The sequence below is a fragment of the Arthrobacter liuii genome (genome assembly GCF_014639275.1).
In the GTDB taxonomy this organism is placed as follows: Bacteria; Actinomycetota; Actinomycetes; order Actinomycetales; family Micrococcaceae; genus Arthrobacter; species Arthrobacter liuii.
The window spans coordinates 123,055-139,230 of record NZ_BMFW01000005.1 but is presented as its reverse complement, the minus strand read 5'-3'; the positions used below and the strand labels follow the sequence as shown (position 1 = coordinate 139,230).

General features: G+C 63.8%; 18 protein-coding genes. All 18 read right to left on the bottom strand.

The features are described 5' to 3' along the window. Window positions 1-2 precede the first annotated feature (2 nt). On the bottom strand, window positions 3-434 hold the full coding sequence (locus IEW19_RS08225) for a DUF2550 domain-containing protein (RefSeq protein ID WP_188571165.1): 432 nt from the start codon (window positions 432-434) through the stop codon (window positions 3-5). A gap of 10 nt (window positions 435-444) precedes the next feature. Next, a complete protein-coding gene (locus IEW19_RS08220; RefSeq protein WP_018760117.1) occupies window positions 445-729 on the bottom strand; it encodes a F0F1 ATP synthase subunit epsilon in 285 nt (94 codons plus the stop codon). Between the two features lies 1 nt (window position 730). After that, entirely contained in the window at window positions 731-2,185 is a 1,455-nt protein-coding gene (atpD, locus tag IEW19_RS08215; RefSeq protein ID WP_188571164.1) for a F0F1 ATP synthase subunit beta, read from the bottom strand. Between the two features lie 82 nt (window positions 2,186-2,267). Further along, window positions 2,268-3,158 (bottom strand): F0F1 ATP synthase subunit gamma, encoded by an 891-nt coding sequence (locus tag IEW19_RS08210; RefSeq protein WP_188571163.1) that lies wholly within the window; start codon window positions 3,156-3,158, stop codon window positions 2,268-2,270. Between the two features lie 71 nt (window positions 3,159-3,229). Further along, window positions 3,230-4,867, bottom strand: coding sequence for a F0F1 ATP synthase subunit alpha (gene atpA, locus IEW19_RS08205; RefSeq protein ID WP_188571162.1), 1,638 nt, complete (start codon window positions 4,865-4,867; stop codon window positions 3,230-3,232). A gap of 78 nt (window positions 4,868-4,945) precedes the next feature. After that, window positions 4,946-5,773 carry a F0F1 ATP synthase subunit delta gene (locus tag IEW19_RS08200; protein WP_188571161.1) on the bottom strand — a complete coding sequence of 276 codons (828 nt, stop codon included), beginning with the start codon at window positions 5,771-5,773 and terminating at the stop codon, window positions 4,946-4,948. Next, window positions 5,773-6,324, bottom strand: coding sequence for a F0F1 ATP synthase subunit B (locus tag IEW19_RS08195; protein WP_188571160.1), 552 nt, complete (start codon window positions 6,322-6,324; stop codon window positions 5,773-5,775). Before IEW19_RS08195 ends, IEW19_RS08200 begins: the two co-directional genes overlap by 1 nt. 54 nt (window positions 6,325-6,378) lie before the next feature. Continuing rightward, window positions 6,379-6,597, bottom strand: coding sequence for an ATP synthase F0 subunit C (gene atpE / locus IEW19_RS08190; protein ID WP_003804776.1), 219 nt, complete (start codon window positions 6,595-6,597; stop codon window positions 6,379-6,381). Window positions 6,598-6,707: 110 nt separating this feature from the next. Then, entirely contained in the window at window positions 6,708-7,508 is an 801-nt protein-coding gene (gene atpB, locus IEW19_RS08185) for a F0F1 ATP synthase subunit A (RefSeq protein WP_188571159.1), read from the bottom strand. Between the two features lie 81 nt (window positions 7,509-7,589). Continuing rightward, complete coding sequence (locus IEW19_RS08180) at window positions 7,590-7,928, bottom strand: hypothetical protein (RefSeq protein WP_188571158.1); 339 nt, start codon at window positions 7,926-7,928, stop codon at window positions 7,590-7,592. Continuing rightward, the gene (locus IEW19_RS08175; RefSeq protein WP_188571157.1) at window positions 7,921-8,403 is read right to left on the bottom strand and encodes a Cg1360 family ATP-synthase-associated protein; all 483 of its coding nucleotides are present in this window, start codon (window positions 8,401-8,403) and stop codon (window positions 7,921-7,923) included. Before IEW19_RS08175 ends, IEW19_RS08180 begins: the two co-directional genes overlap by 8 nt. 98 nt (window positions 8,404-8,501) lie before the next feature. Next, the gene (locus IEW19_RS08170; protein WP_188571156.1) at window positions 8,502-9,527 is read right to left on the bottom strand and encodes an MraY family glycosyltransferase; all 1,026 of its coding nucleotides are present in this window, start codon (window positions 9,525-9,527) and stop codon (window positions 8,502-8,504) included. Beyond that, the gene (locus IEW19_RS08165) at window positions 9,524-11,392 is read right to left on the bottom strand and encodes a polysaccharide biosynthesis protein (RefSeq protein WP_188571155.1); all 1,869 of its coding nucleotides are present in this window, start codon (window positions 11,390-11,392) and stop codon (window positions 9,524-9,526) included. Before IEW19_RS08165 ends, IEW19_RS08170 begins: the two co-directional genes overlap by 4 nt. Before the next feature lie 107 nt (window positions 11,393-11,499). Beyond that, on the bottom strand, window positions 11,500-12,453 hold the full coding sequence (locus tag IEW19_RS08160; RefSeq protein WP_188571154.1) for a glycosyltransferase: 954 nt from the start codon (window positions 12,451-12,453) through the stop codon (window positions 11,500-11,502). A 5-nt stretch (window positions 12,454-12,458) separates the two neighbouring features. Then, complete coding sequence (locus IEW19_RS08155) at window positions 12,459-13,370, bottom strand: glycosyltransferase (protein ID WP_188571153.1); 912 nt, start codon at window positions 13,368-13,370, stop codon at window positions 12,459-12,461. 1 nt (window position 13,371) lies between these two features. Next, window positions 13,372-14,169 (bottom strand): L-threonylcarbamoyladenylate synthase, encoded by a 798-nt coding sequence (locus tag IEW19_RS08150; RefSeq protein WP_188571152.1) that lies wholly within the window; start codon window positions 14,167-14,169, stop codon window positions 13,372-13,374. After that, on the bottom strand, window positions 14,166-15,065 hold the full coding sequence (gene prmC / locus IEW19_RS08145; RefSeq protein ID WP_188571151.1) for a peptide chain release factor N(5)-glutamine methyltransferase: 900 nt from the start codon (window positions 15,063-15,065) through the stop codon (window positions 14,166-14,168). The genes IEW19_RS08150 and prmC overlap by 4 nt, the downstream gene beginning before the upstream one ends. 15 nt (window positions 15,066-15,080) lie before the next feature. Then, window positions 15,081-16,154, bottom strand: a complete 1,074-nt coding sequence (prfA, locus tag IEW19_RS08140; protein WP_188571150.1) for a peptide chain release factor 1 — start codon at window positions 16,152-16,154, stop codon at window positions 15,081-15,083. Between the last annotated feature and the right edge of the window lie 22 nt (window positions 16,155-16,176).

Below are 16,176 nucleotides of genomic sequence, written 5' to 3'. Positions count from 1 at the left end.
CGCTAGCGCCAGGTCCCCACACCGATGACCGGACCCGCTTCCAGCCACGATGAAAGACCCGTATATGCGTCGAACTTCATGGCGAGGTACAAGTCCTGCCCCTCGTACCGGAGTTCGACAATCACCACGTCCGGCTGGACCTTGACGGCCTCAGCTTCTGTGGGCTTCCGTCGCCCCAGCAGCTCAAGGGAACTGCGCCTGAACGTGTACTTGGGGCGGACACTCAGCGAGATGAGCCTGAACCATTCAAGGTCGTTGTCCTGATAACGACAAACCCCCATCTGCCAGCTGTTTCCAGCAACGCAAATGGAGGCGTCCACTGTGCCTAGGGCACGCCGCAGGTTGAAGCGGCGTGCCCCCGAAAGGCACAGTGCAAAAATCAGCAGTCCGAACGCAACTGCCAGTGCGATGAACGAAATACCCGGAGCGTCCATCAAGGTCGTGCTAGCGAATCCCAGCGGTAGCCGAGCCGCCCAGCTGGGCGTTGTCAGCAACGATCACCACACGGTTGTTGTCAACGGAGAAGAATCCACCGTCCACATCCACCGCAATACGGTCGCCGGACACTGGCTGGATGGCCAGTTCACCCTCGGCCAGGATCGCCAGCAGGGGCGAGTGGCCGGGCAGGATTCCGATCTCACCATCGCTGGTGCGGGCCTTGACCATCTTGGCCGCTCCGGACCACACGAAGTGGTCCGCTGCGACAATCTCAACCTCAAGCTCAGCCATATTACTTGGTCTGTTCCTGGATCTTGGCCCACTGGCGCTCAACGTCATCGAGGCCACCGACGTTGAAGAACGCCTGCTCCGCGATGTGGTCGAGCTCGCCGTCGCAGATGGCAGAGAAGCCTTCAACGGTGTCCTTGATGGAAACCGTGGAGCCTTCGACGCCGGTGAACTGCTTGGCGGTGTAGGTGTTCTGCGACAGGAACTGCTGGATGCGGCGTGCACGCGACACGACGATCTTGTCTTCCTCGGAGAGTTCATCGACACCGAGGATGGCGATGATGTCCTGGAGTTCCTTGTTCTTCTGCAGGATCTGCTTCACACGGACAGCCGTATTGTAGTGGTCCTTGCCGATGTACTGGGGATCCAGGATGCGGGAGGTGGACGTCAGCGGGTCAACGGCCGGGTACAGACCACGGGATGCAATTTCACGGGAAAGTTCCGTGGTTGCGTCGAGGTGTGCGAAGGTCGTTGCCGGAGCCGGGTCGGTGTAGTCATCCGCGGGGACGTAGATGGCCTGCATCGAGGTGATGGAGTGGCCCTTGGTGGACGTGATGCGCTCCTGCAGGAGGCCCATCTCATCCGCCAGGTTGGGCTGGTAGCCCACGGCCGAAGGCATGCGGCCCAGCAGCGTGGAAACCTCGGAGCCGGCCTGGGTGAAGCGGAAGATGTTGTCGATGAAGAGCAGCACGTCCTGGTTCTGCACATCGCGGAAGTACTCCGCCATGGTCAGAGCGGACAGTGCGACGCGCAGGCGCGTTCCCGGCGGCTCATCCATCTGGCCGAATACAAGGGCAGTGTCCTTCAGGACGCCTGCCTCTTCCATTTCCACCCAGAGGTCGTTGCCCTCACGGGTACGCTCGCCAACACCGGCAAAGACGGAGGTACCACCGAAGTTGCGGGCAACACGGGTGATCATTTCCTGGATCAGCACGGTCTTGCCCACGCCGGCGCCGCCGAAGAGGCCGATCTTTCCACCCTTGATGTACGGGGTGAGAAGGTCGATGACCTTGATGCCGGTCTCCAGCATCTCGGTGGAGCCTTCGAGCGAGGCGAAGCTGGGGGCCTTGCGGTGGATCGGCCAGCGTTCGCTGATCTGCAGCTCCGACTCGGCAACGTCCAGGGGCTGGCCCAGCACGTTGAAGATGTGGCCCTTGACGCCGTCTCCGACGGGAACGGAAATTGCCGCCCCGGTGTCCACAACAGAGGTGCCGCGGACAAGGCCGTCGGTTGCCTGCAGGGAGATGGCGCGCACGAGGTTGTCGCCAAGGTGCTGGGAGGTCTCGAACGTGATGGTCTTGGTCTCACCGTTGAGAGTGATCTCGGTGGTGAGGGCGTTGTAGATCGACGGGATTGCGTCAGCCGGGAATTCGACGTCGACAACCGGGCCGATTACGCGCGCAATACGGCCGGTTGCACCGGACGTTGCGGCTACGTGTTCGGTAGCAGTGGCAGTCATCTCTCTCACTTCATTCAGTAGATGGCGTGGGGTTAAGTCTATCTGTGGTGGTGCTGGTTCCGCGGAACCGAGGCGATGGCAGCTACGACGCGAGGGCGTCGGCACCTGCGACAATCTCGGAGAGCTCCTGCGTGATTTCGGCCTGGCGGGCCGTGTTGCGAAGGCGCGTGTACTTCTTGATCAGGTCCGTTGCATTGTCACCTGCGGACTTCATCGCCCGCTGGCGGGCTGCGAGCTCGGACGCTGCTGCCTGCAGCATGGCTGCGAAGATACGCGATTCGATGTAGCGCGGCAGCAGGGCGTCAAGGACACGCTCGGCTTCCGGCTCGAACTCGTAAAGCGGCAGGAGGTCCGTTTCGGAGGCGGCCTGCTCTTCCACTACCTCAAGCGGGAGCAGGCGGATGACCGTCGGCTCCTGGGTGACCATGGACTTGAAGCGGGTGTAGACAACGTGGATTTCGTCCACGCCACCCTCTTCGAACTCCGTTGCAAAATCGGCCAGCAGAGCTTCGCCAATTTCACGGGCTGTGCTGAACTCGGGGGCGTCGGTTCCTCCGGTCCAGACCCGCGCGTACTCGCGGTTCCGGAAATCGAAGTAGGCCTGGGCCTTCCGGCCCACGAGGTAGGTCTTGACTTCCTTGCCTTCGGCGTGGAGCAGCTCGTTGAGACCTTCCGCCTGCTTGAGAACACCGGCGGAGTAGGAACCTGCCAGGCCACGGTCCGAGGTGATTACCAGGACGGCGGCACGGCGGATCTGCTCCGGCTCAGTGGTCAGCGGGTGGTCGATTTCGCTTTGGCTGGCGACAGCAGAAACGGCGCGCGTGATCGCGTTCGCGTAAGGCAGTGAAGCTGCTACGCGCGCACGGGCCTTCCCGATGCGCGAGGTAGCGATCAGTTCCATCGCCTTGAAGATCTTGCGCATCGACGTGGTCGAGCTGATCTTCTGGCGGTAGACCCGGATCTGGGCTCCCATACTTATCCTTTCCTAACATTCCGTAGCCGGGTGTGCCGGACCGTTGGTCCGGCACACCCGGCGCTGCGGAACTAGCGCTTCTGCTTGACGATCTTTTCCTGGTCGACTTCGCCCTCGGAGATAGCGTCGTACTCCTCGTGGCCGGCGCCTACCAAACGGTTGTCACCCTCGCCGAAGAAGCCCTTCTTGAAGTCCACGATCGAGGACTTCAAGGCTGCAACGGTGTCGTCGTCCAGCACGTTGGTCTGGGCCAGCGTGGTCAGGATGGAGGACTTGTGGCGCAGGTGCTCCAGGAACTCAGCCTCAAAGCGGCTGATGTCCTCCACCGGAACGTCATCCAGGTAGCCGTTGGTGCCGGCCCAGATCGAGACGACCTGGTCCTCGACCGGGAACGGCGAGTACTGGCCCTGCTTGAGCAGTTCCATCAGGCGGGCACCACGGGTCAACTGCTGGCGGGATGCTGCGTCCAGGTCGGAGGCAAACATCGCGAACGCCTGCATGTCGCGGTACTGGGCGAGGTCCAGCTTCAAGGTACCGGAGACCTTCTTCATGGACTTCACCTGGGCGGCACCGCCGACGCGGGACACCGAGACACCCACGTCAACAGCGGGGCGCTGGTTGGCGTTGAAGAGGTCGGACTGCAGGAAGATCTGGCCGTCCGTGATGGAGATGACGTTGGTCGGGATGTAGGCGGAAACGTCGTTCGCCTTGGTCTCGATCAGCGGCAGGCCCGTCATGGAGCCGGCTCCGAGCTCGTCGGAGAGCTTTGCGCAACGCTCCAGCAGGCGGGAGTGCAGGTAGAAGACGTCGCCCGGGTAGGCTTCGCGTCCCGGCGGGCGGCGCAGCAGCAGCGACACGGCGCGGTAGGCTTCGGCCTGCTTGGACAGGTCATCGAACACGATCAGGACATGCTTGCCGCCGTACATCCAGTGCTGGCCGATGGCCGAGCCTGCGTACGGTGCCAGGTACTTGAAGCCTGCGGGGTCGGAGGCGGGTGACGCCACGATGGTGGTGTACTCCAGCGCGCCGTTGTCCTCGAGGGTCTGGCGGATGGCGGCAATCGTGGACGCCTTCTGGCCAATGGCGACGTAGATGCAGCGGACCTGCTTGTTGACATCGCCGGAAGCCCAGTTGGCCTTCTGGTTGATGATGGTGTCGATCGCGATGGCCGACTTGCCGGTCTGGCGGTCACCAATGATCAGCTGGCGCTGGCCGCGGCCGATCGGGATCATCGCGTCGATGGCCTTGAGGCCGGTCTGCATCGGCTCGTGGACCGACTTGCGCTGGGTCACGCCCGGCGCCTGCAGCTCCAGTGCGCGGGTGGTCTCGGCCTTGATCTCGCCGAGGTCGTCGATGGGCACGCCCAGCGGGTCAACGACGCGGCCAAGGAAGGCGTCGCCAACGGGAACGGACAGAACCTGTCCGGTCCGGTGGACTTCCTGGCCTTCTTCGATGCCGGTGAAGTCGCCGAGGACGATGACGCCGATCTCGCGGACGTCAAGGTTCTGGGCCAGGCCCAGGGTGCCGTCCTCGAAACGCAGCAGCTCGTTCGCCATGACCGAGGGAAGGCCCTCAACACGGGCGATGCCGTCACTAGCGGTGGTTACGCGGCCGACCTCTACGCGCTCTGCGTTCCCGGGTTCGTAGGACGCCGCGAACTCGTTCAGCGCATTACGGACGTCGTCGGCGTTGATGGTCAATTCGGCCATCTGCAGTCCCTGCTCTCCTGTTTGTGATCACCGCAAACGGTGACCGGGGTTTCTATCAGTTTGGTTGTGCTTGTCCGGCTAGCCGGCCAGCTGGCGCTGCAGCTCGCCCAGTTTGGTGAGGACCGAAGCGTCAAGCACTTCATCACCAATCTGGACGCGGATGCCGCCAATGAGTGCCGGGTCAACATTTACGTTGACCTTCAGTTCCCGTCCGTACAGGGCATTCAGGCCCGCCTGGAGGCGTGCCAGCTGCGTCTGGGTCAAAGGACGGGTCACGCTGACCGTTGCAATCCAGCGCTGTTGCCGCTTAGCTGCCAGCTCGGCGAACCGCTGCACCAGCCGGGTGGGCTTGATGCCGCGGGGCTGGGTCACAGCCTGGGCAATGAGGACTTTTGCTTCCTCACTGGCGCCGGGCACAAGCTTCTCCGCAAGTGCAACCTTGGCTGCACTGCTGGCCTGTGGTTCGGACAGAGCACGTTGTACCTCGTGGCTGGAGGCAACAGCCTGGTTGAAGGAGAACAGGTCGTTCTCCAGTTCTTCCAGGCCAGTGATTCCGGAGGCAGAAACGGCCGACTTGTTTTCAGCAACGGAAATGACCACCGTTGCGGCAAGAGTCTCGAGTGCATCGCCGATATCACGGGCGTTTGCCCAGCGTGAGCTGGCCAGTCCGCCTGCGATGTCCGCAGCATCAGCGGAGACTTTTCCGCCAACCAGCTGCTTGACCAGCGCTGACTTTTCGTCACCGTTGCGGGACGGGTCAGTCAGGGCGCGGCGCAAGCCAGCCGAGCTGTCCACCATTCCCAGAATTCCGAAGAGTTCCTTTGCCAGCTGAAGCGACGCCGTCGGAAGCTTTGCTTCCAACTCTGCCAGCGCTGTTGCCAGCGATTCGCTCGATACGCCTGCCATTACTTAGCTGCACCTGCGTTCTGGGACTCCAGATCTGCCAGGAAGCGGTCCACTACCCGCGCTGCGCGTGCGTCGTCGTCGAGCGATTCGCCCACGATGCGTCCGGCAAGGGTGGTGGCCAGGGTGCCGACCTCGGAGCGCAGGGACACAACGGCCGCCTGGCGCTCGGATTCGATCTGTACGTGGGCCTGCGCGGTGATGCGGGCAGACTCTGCTGCCGCCTTCTCCTTGAGATCCGCGAGGATCTGGGCACCTTCGGCGCGGGCTTCCTCACGGATGCGGTTGGCTTCGGTGCGGGCGTCGGTCAGCTGCTGCTTGTACTCTTCGAGTGCAGCAGACGCCTCAGCCTGGGCCTTTTCAGCCTTGGCGATGCCGCCTTCAATGGCCTCGGCACGCTCGGCGAAGGTCTTCTCGAACATCGGGACAACATACTTGACCACGATGAAGAAGAGGATGGCAAAGCCCACGAAAACAACCAGCATTTCCCAGCCATTGGGAACAAGGGGGTTGACGTCGCCTTCAGCGGCGGCTGAGATGATCAGCTGATGCATATTTCACCCGTCCTTATCTACTCGGTTCTGAATGTTCGCTGAAGTTCTGAAGGTTTACTTGAGAACGAAAGCGAAGACGAGACCCAGGATGGCGAGTGCTTCGGTCAGCGCCAGGCCAAGGAATGCGATCGGCTGCAGGACGCGCTGGGCTTCCGGCTGGCGGGCAACGCCGTTGATGTAGGCAGCGAACACGAGACCCACACCGATACCACCGCCGATAGCCGAGAGGCCATAGCCGATGAGGTTGAGGGAGCCGTTGATGGAGCCTTCCATTTTTTTTCCTTTCAAGATGCCATCTGTGTGGCAGGTTGTTTGGGTTGCTTCATCCCCGCGAGGGGAAGACTGTAGTTTGCCGTCGGAGCGCAGCGTCCGGGGCGGCGTGCCTAGTGGCTGTCGGCGTGCAGGGCGCCTTCGATGTAGATCGCAGTCAGCAGCGTAAAGACGTAGGCCTGCAGGACCATGATCAGGGCTTCGAGCATGTACATGGCGATGGCACCGGCCAGGACCAGGACGGACGTTCCCTTCAGCAGCACGTTCTCCTGCATGATGAGGTACTCAATGCCTGAACCGGCGATCATCACGATCAGGTGGCCGGCGAGCATGGTCGCGAACAGACGGAGGCTGTGTGTGACGGGGCGGACCGCAAAGTTGGAAATGATCTCGATCGGGATGACGATCGGAAGGATGTACCACGGAACACCGGAGGGTACGGTAGCCAGCTTGAAGTAGCGAAGGCCGTTCTTCTTGATGCCGATGGAGATCCAGGTGATGTAGACCAGCCCGGCCAGAACGTAGGCTCCACCCACGTGCGAAAACGTGGGGAGCTGGAACAGCGGGATGGCGCCGTAGATGTTGTTGACCAGGATGAAGAAGAACAGGCTGAACAGCAGCGGGACGTACTTCATGAAGTCCCTGCCGCCGATGATGTCCTTGGCGATGCCGTTGCGGACGAAGCCGTAGGCGGCCTCGCCGGCGAACTGGAGCCTGCCGGGTACCAGCTGCTGCTTCCGTGCGGCCAGCACGAAGAAGACGGCGATAAAGACGACAGAGAGGAGGACCAGCAGCATCTGCTTGGAGAATCCCTCTGCGGCACCCCACGGCAGGATTGCCGGCAAATGCATTTCGTTAATACCAGGAGGAGTGAACTCTCCTGAATCTTGGGCCGGGAGCGCAAGCGCGATCAACGCGTTTCCTCTCTGCAGTGTCCATCATTGGGCGTTGGGCGGGGTCCGGCAGCCTGACAGCCTGCTGTTCCCCCTGTGAAATTATTTGGCATTATCTTCTCCGTCCTGGGACGGTGCGCTGGGAGCATGGCGCCCATCAGCCTTTGTGCGGGAACTGGTGAGGCCGTGCATGTGGGAAATGTAGAAACCTCCGGCGGCTCCGAGCAGAGCGCCTGCGAGCACGATCCAGCGCGTTCCCCACAGATAATCCAGTCCCCACCCTATCAAACTCCAGACGATGATTCCGCCAATGATGTAGCTGAACACAGCCATTCCAGCGTTGTAACCGCCGTCCGTCGAAGCCTCGGAATCAACGGGCGCGGAGCCGCTCGACCGGCGCTTGGCATTTGCGGCAGCGTCGGATTTCTTCGGGTTACGCATCGGTTGGTCCCTTCTCTTCTGGATCGTTGTAGATCTGGAGGCGGGCTTTGCTGAAGCTATGGATCTCAGCGGCCTGCCAGAGGACGACGGCCACCACAGCGCCGATGACGAACCAGCGGCCGTGGAGCCAGGCCGGAGCGCCGACGACGAACAGGACGACGGCGAAGCCAACCACCTTGATGAAGTAGGTGGCTACGAAGACACCAATCGCGCCGGACGGGTTGTTGCGCCCCACGAAGTGCCCAATCAGCAGGCTGATCCCAAAGAACAGCATCACCAGCAGGCCACCAAGGAAACTGGATACCGCCCCGCTTACTCCGTTGAGTAGGGCGGCGGGGACCGCGCACAGGACAAGCCCGGCGGCAGCCGCGATCGAGCTGCGCTTGAGCAGGTTCAGCCACAGCGAACGGCTGGGGCCGGAGGTGCCAACGCGTGAACTGCCGGACGCGGGTCCGGAGTCGGCGTTGGAGCTCATTCGATCCCAATCGTCGGCATCACATAGCGGATCGCCAGGATGTAAGGGTGGAGGAGCAGCTTGGGCTGCCCCTAAATTCTACACGAGATAGAACATTGCTAGGTCACCGGCAGGCGTGTGACCTTGGACCTGCGCCGGCGCCTGCGGATCAGGTCCGGGCTGGCCAGGTACAAAGCGAGTACCAGCACGGCAACCACAACGCAGAGGGCCGCCACCGGCAAGGAAGCGGTGGCGGCAACAAAGCCAAGAATGATCACGGCAATCGTGCACAGCGTTACGGCACCGGCCGACTGGAGGTGCGAGAAGCCAACGTCCGTAAGCCGCTGGTAGACGTGTTCGCGGTGGGAAGCGTACCAGCGCTCACCCGCCTTGATCCGGCGCAGCAGCGTGTAGCCGGTGTCCGCGGCGTACACCAGGATCGGCGAAAGGACGTATTCCACGTAGACCCCGCCGAGGAAGCCGGCAACCGCCAGGGCGGCGATAGACGCGCCCAGCAGGTAACTGCCCACGTCGCCCAGGAAGACCGAGCCCCGGCCGAGGTTCCAGGGCAGGAAGCCGAGGAAGGACATCGCCAGCACGGCGCCTCCGGCAGTCAGCCACGGCTGCTCCGCCAACATTCCGGCCACGGCGTAGGCGGTGCCGGCTGTGACCCCATGCAGGCCCGAGATGCCATTGACCCCATCCATGAAGTTGGCAATGTTGACGTACGCTGCGATTGCGACGGCAGCGAGCGGCAGCCACCAGAATGATTGCCCCGTCAGCACTATCAGCAGTGCCGAGCCTGCTGCGCCAATACCAAGCTGGGCGCCGGCGCGTCCGCCGATGGACAGTCCGCGCAGGTCTTCAATCCAGCCGACGGCGGCGCACGCGGCAATGATGCAGAGCACCACCGCTGACACCGAGCGGTCCACCGTAACTACGCCCAGCAGCACCGCTGCCGCGTAGCCGATCACCGTGGCGAGCGCAGCGGCAACGCCCATGCCGCGGATGGTTGCCGTGACGTGCGATGAGCGGGCGGAGGGGACGTCCACGACGCCCATCCGCACCAGCCACGGCTTCACGGCAAAGGGAAGCAACAGACTGGCCAGCAGGGTTATCCCGGCTACCGCGACCAGCGGCATCATGACGCTACCCGGATCTCGCCCACATCATCGGCCTCGTCATCGGGAATGTCGCCGATGCTGATGCCCTGTTCCGCCTCGCAGCGGGCCAGCCAGACATTGAGGTCGAGCTTGTCCGGATCCTGCTCGGCTGCCCTGGTGTGTGAGATTTTCGGATGCAGGGGACGCTGGTCCAGTTCCCCGGTTCCCACCAGCTCCTCGTGCAGCTTCTCTCCCGGACGCAGCCCGGTGTAGATGATTTCCACGTCCTTGCCGGACATGGCGATCATCCGCTGGGCCACGTCAAGGATCCGGACAGGTTCTCCCATGTCCAGGATCAGGACGTCGCCGCCGGCGCCGATCGCGCCGGCCTGGATGACCAGCTGGCACGCCTCCGGGATTGTCATGAAGAAACGGGTGACGTCGGGGTCGGTGACCGTAACGGGTCCGCCGACGCGGATCTGTTCGGTAAAGAGCGGCAGCATGGACCCGCGGCTGCCCATGACATTGCCGAACCGGACAGAGACGAACGTGCGCTGGGTTTGGCCGGCCATCCAGGCGGTCAGCTTTTCGGCAACCCGCTTGGAGTGGCCAAGGGCGGTGGTGGGGTTGGCAGCCTTGTCGGTGGAGATGTTGACGAAGTGCGAAACGCCCGCCCGGCGTGCGGCGCGCAGCACGTTCAGGGTGCCGCAGACATTGGTTTTCCAGGCCTCCACGGGATACTGCTGGAGCAATGGCGCATGCTTGAGGGCTGCCGCGTGGAACACGACCTCGGGCCGCCGGTCGGCAAAGATGTCCTGCAGGGCTTCACCGTCGCGGATGTTGGCCAGCACGGTGTCGCGTCCAGCCAACAGGCCACGGCCGGTGATCGATATCTGGGTTTGCTGCAGGCCGGTCTCGTCGTGGTCCAGCATTATCAGTTCAGCAGGGCTGAACTGCACGATCTGGCGGCAAAGCTCGGAACCGATCGATCCGCCCGCCCCGGTGACCAGCACCCGCTTACCGGTGATGTAACCGGCAATTTCATCGACCTTGATATCAACGGGCCGGCGTCCGATCAGGTCTTCGACTGCCACGTCCCGGAAGTCGGAGAAGCCTGCGGGAGTGCCGCTGCCGAGCATGTCCCGCAAGGGCGGCAGCACCAGGACGCGGATGTTGAGCCCTGCCACGGCATCGGAGATGCGCCGGACCACGCCGGCCTCGACGTTGGCGAAGGCCAGGACCAGGACCTTTGCCCGGGTGCGGCGGATGATCGCCGGTAGGTCATCGCCGCGGCCCTGCACCTGGACGCCCGAGAGGCGCAGGTGCTTCTTGGCGGGGTCGTCATCGACCAGCCCGACCGGGTAGTACGGCGAGTCGGAGTCCTGCAGCATTCGCGTGACCAGCGAGTTGCCCAGGAACCCGGCGCCATAGACCAGCGTGTTCTGTGCCCCGTCCGCGGGCCGGGTCCTGCTTTCCGCGTATAGGCGTTTGGCGTAGCGGGCAGCGCCCATGAAAAGGCAGGCAAACGGGAAGGCGATCAGGCCCACGCTGCGGCCGATGTTGATGGCCTCGTAAAGCACCAGCAGGCTGGCCGTTATGGAAGCTGCCACGATGACGGTGACAAAGACGAGTGCCCTGGCCTCCTGGAAGCTGCCAAACGGGTAGCGGCCCCGGTACAGGGCCAGGGAGTAGCCGGCCAGTATTTGCACGACGACGGCTATCGCGGCGATGGCGAACGCGCCGGCGAACTGTTCGACCCGGATGCCCATCTCATAGCGCAGCAGCAGCGCCAGGACGATGGCCACCACCCAGGACATGGAGTCCAGGAAGAGCTGGATCCAGATCCAGAGGGCGGGCTTGTCGTCCCGTACTGCGGCGGGTGCGCGCGTTTCAGATTTCGTACTCAACAGAAAATGCAACCGACTTCCACTACCACGGCGGCCAGCGCCTTTTTCAAAATCCCCGCCGCAAAAACCGTCGGACGGCGTCGGGGCCTAGAACGATACTAATCTCTTCAGCGTCCGCTTCCCGGATGCGCGGGCAGCGGGGGCATGGGTTTCCACTCCGTGTCCGCGAGGATGGTGCGTGATTCACGCCATCCGTGCCACAGTGCTCCGGAGCCCTTGAGGGTCCGCTCGACCAGGACCAGCCGGACAAGTTCCTTGAGGAAGGTCAAGGCGGTCCCGGCTGCAAAACCGGCACGGTTGTATTTGCCGTAGGCCTGCAGGTAGTGCGCGACGTGTCCGCGGTTGCGCATCACGTAGTGGCGGCTGAGGTCGGACGAGTCATTGAGGTGGCGCAATCCCAAGTCCACTTGCCGCTGCGCGCGGACCTTCCTGATGACGAACGCGTTGACGTAGACCACAGGGGTCCGCTGCGCAGCGAGCCATCCGTAGACCAGGTCATCCCAGGTGATGAAGAAGCGCGGATCCGGCAGGCCGATGTCCCGGACCACCGAGGCCTTGACCAGCATGCCCTCGAAGTTCCCCACATTGGTTCGGAACACGTCTGAATGTTTGAACACGTCCCGCGAGACCGGCAGGAAGACGCCCAGGGCCTCCACGAAGTGATGCTGCCAAAAGAACGGCTTGCCGTTGGCGTCATACCGTCGGCCGATGATGCAGGAGTAGTCCGTCGTGAACCTGTCCAGTGCCTCCACGGCGCTCGGAAGCACTTCGACGTCGTCGTCCATCAGCCACAGCCACCCGGCGCCGGCCTCCAGTGCCAGTTCCACTCCGCGGGAGAACCCGCCGGCCCCGCCGACGTTCCGGTCCAGCCGCTCGTACTGGACGGGCGTCCCGTTGCCGGAAATCGCCTCCGCGACGACGTCGGCGGTGTGGTCCGTGCTGGCATTGTCCACCACGACGATCCCCGCCGGCGGGGTGTCCAGCCGGGCGAAGGAACCCAGCAGGTTGCGCAGGAAATCTGCGCGGTTGTAAGTGACGACGACGGCGTAAAGGTTCTCCACGCCGGCTAGTTCCCGCCGGACATCAGTTCCGCCGGCGAGCCGAAGCCCTTGCCGCGGAAGCCGGTGGAATAGGCGCCGAACCAGTGGGCCAGGCCCTTGAAGTCGCCGGTCTTCAGGAAGTAGTAGGGGAAACCAACGATGTCCGCGCTGAACCACCGCAGGTTCCGGTACTTGCGGGTCAGGTAACCGCGGTTGCGGAAGTAGCAGTAGCGCTTGAACTCGCCTTCTGGGATGACGGGGGTGATGAACCCGCCGAACACCGGTTTCATCTCGGTCCACGTGGCGGGGTGCTGCACCGCGACGGTGGCGAGCGTGCCGTACTTGAGCCCCGCTTTTTTCACCCGGGATAGGAAGTCCACTTCATCCCCGCGGATAAAGAACTTCACGTCCGGAATACCGATTTTGTAGAAGACCTCGGTCCGGATCAGTGCACCGTTGAAGAAATGGACCATGTCAGGGAGGTAGCCCATGGGCGCAAGGCGCGACCTGTCGTTGGTCAGGAGTCCGTTGATGCGGAAGTTGAAGGAGAGCCGGTTGGGGTCCGCCGTAGCCGCCACCAGCGGACTGATGATGTCGAGCTGGTGCTCCTCTGCGGTGCGGAGCAGCTCGGCCAGGCAGCTGGCGTCCTCAGGATGGCCGTCGTCGTCCATCATCCAGATCCATTCGGCTCCGCTGGCCATGGCCGCGAGGATCGCGTAGGCAAAACCGCCGGCGCCGCCGAGGTTTGCTTCGGAACGCAAGTAGTTGATGTTGTCCGCTCCCACGGCGTTGACGACGCCGGTGGCGGGGACGGCACCGGAGTCCACCAGGGCGATGGAATGGATGGGAGCGGTTTGGGCGGCCAGGCCTTTCAGGAGCAGGGCCAGTTCCTCGTGGCGGTCGAATGTTACGGCCGCAACGGCCACTTTGGGATGCACGTCAGTTCCCCGGAACGTTGTCGGCATCGGTTACGGCGCTGCTGCCTGAACCGGGCGCAGCCTCAACCCCGGCTGCCTCCGGCGATCCCTGTGCTTCCGGTGACGCCAGTGGCTCCGGTTCTTCGGCTGCCATGGGAATCTCGCCCAGGCCCAGGACGCCCGGGACGTGTTCGCGCAACCGGTCCAGGCTCACGGCTCCGTTACGGACCACGCGCAGGATGGGCCCGGTGGCGTCCACGATGGTTGACGGCACCCCGGCTTCGCCTTCCAGCGGGCGCGGGCCGCCTTCCAGGTACACCTCGACGGAATCCGCCAACTGTTCGCGGGCCGCTGCCGCGGTTTGGGCCGGAGCCTGGCCGGTACGGTTGGCGGAGGAAACCGCCAGCGGGCCGGTCAGGGTCAGCAGCTCCAGTGCGACTTCGTCTGCAGGCATCCGCAGCGCAACGGTTCCCTTGGTTTCGCCGAGGTCCCAGTCCAGCGACGGCTGCGCGTGCAGGATCAAGGTGAGTCCGCCGGGCCAGAAGGCTTCCGCGAGCTTGCGGGCGTCGGCTGACACCTCGGTGGCCAGGCCGTCCAGTGCGTTGATGCGTGGAATCAGGACGGGCGGCGGCATGGTGCGGCTGCGTCCCTTGGATACCAGCAGCATGGTGACAGCCTGCGGCGAAAACGCATCCGCGCCGATCCCGTAAACCGTATCCGTGGGGAGCACGACGCATTTCTTCTCCCCGATGGCACGCTGGGCGTCCTCGAGGCCCCTGGCCCGCTCGTCATCGATGGTGCAGTCATAAGTTGTGGTCACTGGCCCATTCTTTCATTCCGTGTGGTGGGGTCTGCGAGCACGGCGCTGGTGGCGCGCTCCTTGCCGTTAAGGTCCAGGTGTGTCCTGATGCCTGTCCATGTGCCGGTCCGACCGAGCATGGCGGCGATCCAGCCTGACTGGACTTCCGCGTGTTCCATGACAAAGTAGCCCCCAGAGCGCAGGAGGCGGGCAGCGGAGGCCGCTGCCGCCGTCGGAAGTTCCATGCCGTCCGCTCCCCCACCGTACAGGGCCTCGGGGGGATCGTGCAGGGCTACTTCGGGTTCGTTGGGGATGGCTTCGGCCGGGATGTACGGCGGGTTTGAAACCACGACGTCGACGCTCCCGTTGAGTTCCGGAAAGGCGTCACGCAGGTCCCCCAGGACAAGGTTGACCCCCAGGGGTGCCAGGTTTTTCGCCGCCCAGGCGTGCGCGAACGGGCTGAACTCGACGGCGTGCACCTCGGCTCCGGGAACCTCGGAGGCCAGGGAACCGGCGATAGCGCCCGATCCCGTGCCGAGGTCGACAATCCGGGGGGTGGCCACGCCGCGGACGTGGTCGATGGCCAGCTGGACCACGGATTCGGTTTCCGGACGCGGAATGAACACTCCCGGCCCCACGGCCAGTTCGAGGTAGCGGAAATGCGCAACCCCGGTGATGTGCTGCAGCGGGATGCGGCGTGCGCGTTCGGCGACAAGTTCGGCATACCCACGGGGCGCGGGAGTATCGCCCAGCATCAGGGAGCGGAGGCGCCCCAGCCCGACGTTCAGGAGATGGTCCGCCAGGAGCTCGGCATCGGCCCGGGGGCTGGGAACGCCGGCCTCAGCCAGGAGTGCCGCGGCCTCACGGACCGCTGCGGCCAAAGACTGGGCAGGCGCCATGTGGGTGGGCTCGGTCATGGTGGCAGTTTCCGGTCAGTCGCCGATGGCGTCCAGCCGCGCCTGCTCATCCATCTCGATCGCGGACTGGATGACCGGCTCCAGGTCCCCGTTCATGACCTGGTCCAGGTTGTAGGCCTTGTACCCGGTGCGGTGGTCAGCGATCCGGTTCTCCGGGTAGTTATAGGTGCGGATGCGCTCGGAACGGTCCATGGTGCGGATCTGCGACTTGCGCTGGGCCGAGTTCTCGGCGTCGATCTGCTCCTGCTGGTGCGCCAGGATGCGTGCGCGCAGGACGCGCATGCCGGCTTCGCGGTTCTGCAGCTGGGATTTCTCGTTCTGCATGGCCACCACGATGCCGGTGGGAAGGTGCGTGATGCGGACGGCGGAGTCCGTGGTGTTCACGGACTGCCCGCCCGGGCCTGAAGACCGGTAGACGTCGATCTTGAGGTCGTTCTGGTTGATTTCGAGCTCTTCGGGCTCATCAACCTCGGGGAGGACCAGCACGCCGGCGGCGGAGGTGTGGATGCGGCCCTGGGATTCGGTCACCGGCACGCGCTGGACGCGGTGCACGCCGCCTTCGAACTTGAGCCGGGCATAAACGCCCTCGGCGGGGTCGTTCGAGTTTCCTTTGACGGCCACCTGGACATCCTTGTAGCCGCCGAGGTCAGACTCGGTGGCGGAAATGATTTCAGTCTTCCACCCGCGGGACTCCGCGTACCGGGTGTACATGCGCAGCAGGTCACCGGCGAACAGTGCAGCCTCGTCGCCGCCTTCACCGCCCTTGACTTCGAGGATCACGTTGCGGGCGTCGTCAGGATCGCGGGGAATAAGCAGGCGCCGGAGCTTGGCCGCGGCTACTTCCAGCGCAGCCTCCAGTTCAGGCACTTCGGCGGCGAACTCGGGATCCTCGGCAGCCATTTCCTTGGCGGCGGCCAGATCGTCCCGGATGCCTTCCCACCTGTGGTAGGCCTCGACAATGCCATTAAGCTGAGCCGACCGCCGCCCCAGCTTCCGGGCAAGCCGCTGGTCAGCATAGACAGCAGGATCCCCCAGCTGCGCCTGGATGGAGTCATGCTCATCAAGCAGGCCCTGTACGGACTCAAACATGTTTCAAAACCTTTCGACGCGC

Coding starts and splice junctions, on each gene's coding strand:
- IEW19_RS08225 (WP_188571165.1), bottom strand. CDS start 434: ATGGACGCTCCGGGTATTTCGTTCATCGCACTGGCAGTTGCGTTCGGA.
- IEW19_RS08220 (WP_018760117.1), bottom strand. CDS start 729: ATGGCTGAGCTTGAGGTTGAGATTGTCGCAGCGGACCACTTCGTGTGG.
- atpD (WP_188571164.1), bottom strand. CDS start 2,185: ATGACTGCCACTGCTACCGAACACGTAGCCGCAACGTCCGGTGCAACC.
- IEW19_RS08210 (WP_188571163.1), bottom strand. CDS start 3,158: ATGGGAGCCCAGATCCGGGTCTACCGCCAGAAGATCAGCTCGACCACG.
- atpA (WP_188571162.1), bottom strand. CDS start 4,867: ATGGCCGAATTGACCATCAACGCCGACGACGTCCGTAATGCGCTGAAC.
- IEW19_RS08200 (WP_188571161.1), bottom strand. CDS start 5,773: ATGGCAGGCGTATCGAGCGAATCGCTGGCAACAGCGCTGGCAGAGTTG.
- IEW19_RS08195 (WP_188571160.1), bottom strand. CDS start 6,324: ATGCATCAGCTGATCATCTCAGCCGCCGCTGAAGGCGACGTCAACCCC.
- atpE (WP_003804776.1), bottom strand. CDS start 6,597: ATGGAAGGCTCCATCAACGGCTCCCTCAACCTCATCGGCTATGGCCTC.
- IEW19_RS08180 (WP_188571158.1), bottom strand. CDS start 7,928: ATGCGTAACCCGAAGAAATCCGACGCTGCCGCAAATGCCAAGCGCCGG.
- IEW19_RS08175 (WP_188571157.1), bottom strand. CDS start 8,403: ATGAGCTCCAACGCCGACTCCGGACCCGCGTCCGGCAGTTCACGCGTT.
- IEW19_RS08170 (WP_188571156.1), bottom strand. CDS start 9,527: ATGATGCCGCTGGTCGCGGTAGCCGGGATAACCCTGCTGGCCAGTCTG.
- prmC (WP_188571151.1), bottom strand. CDS start 15,065: ATGACCGAGCCCACCCACATGGCGCCTGCCCAGTCTTTGGCCGCAGCG.
- prfA (WP_188571150.1), bottom strand. CDS start 16,154: ATGTTTGAGTCCGTACAGGGCCTGCTTGATGAGCATGACTCCATCCAG.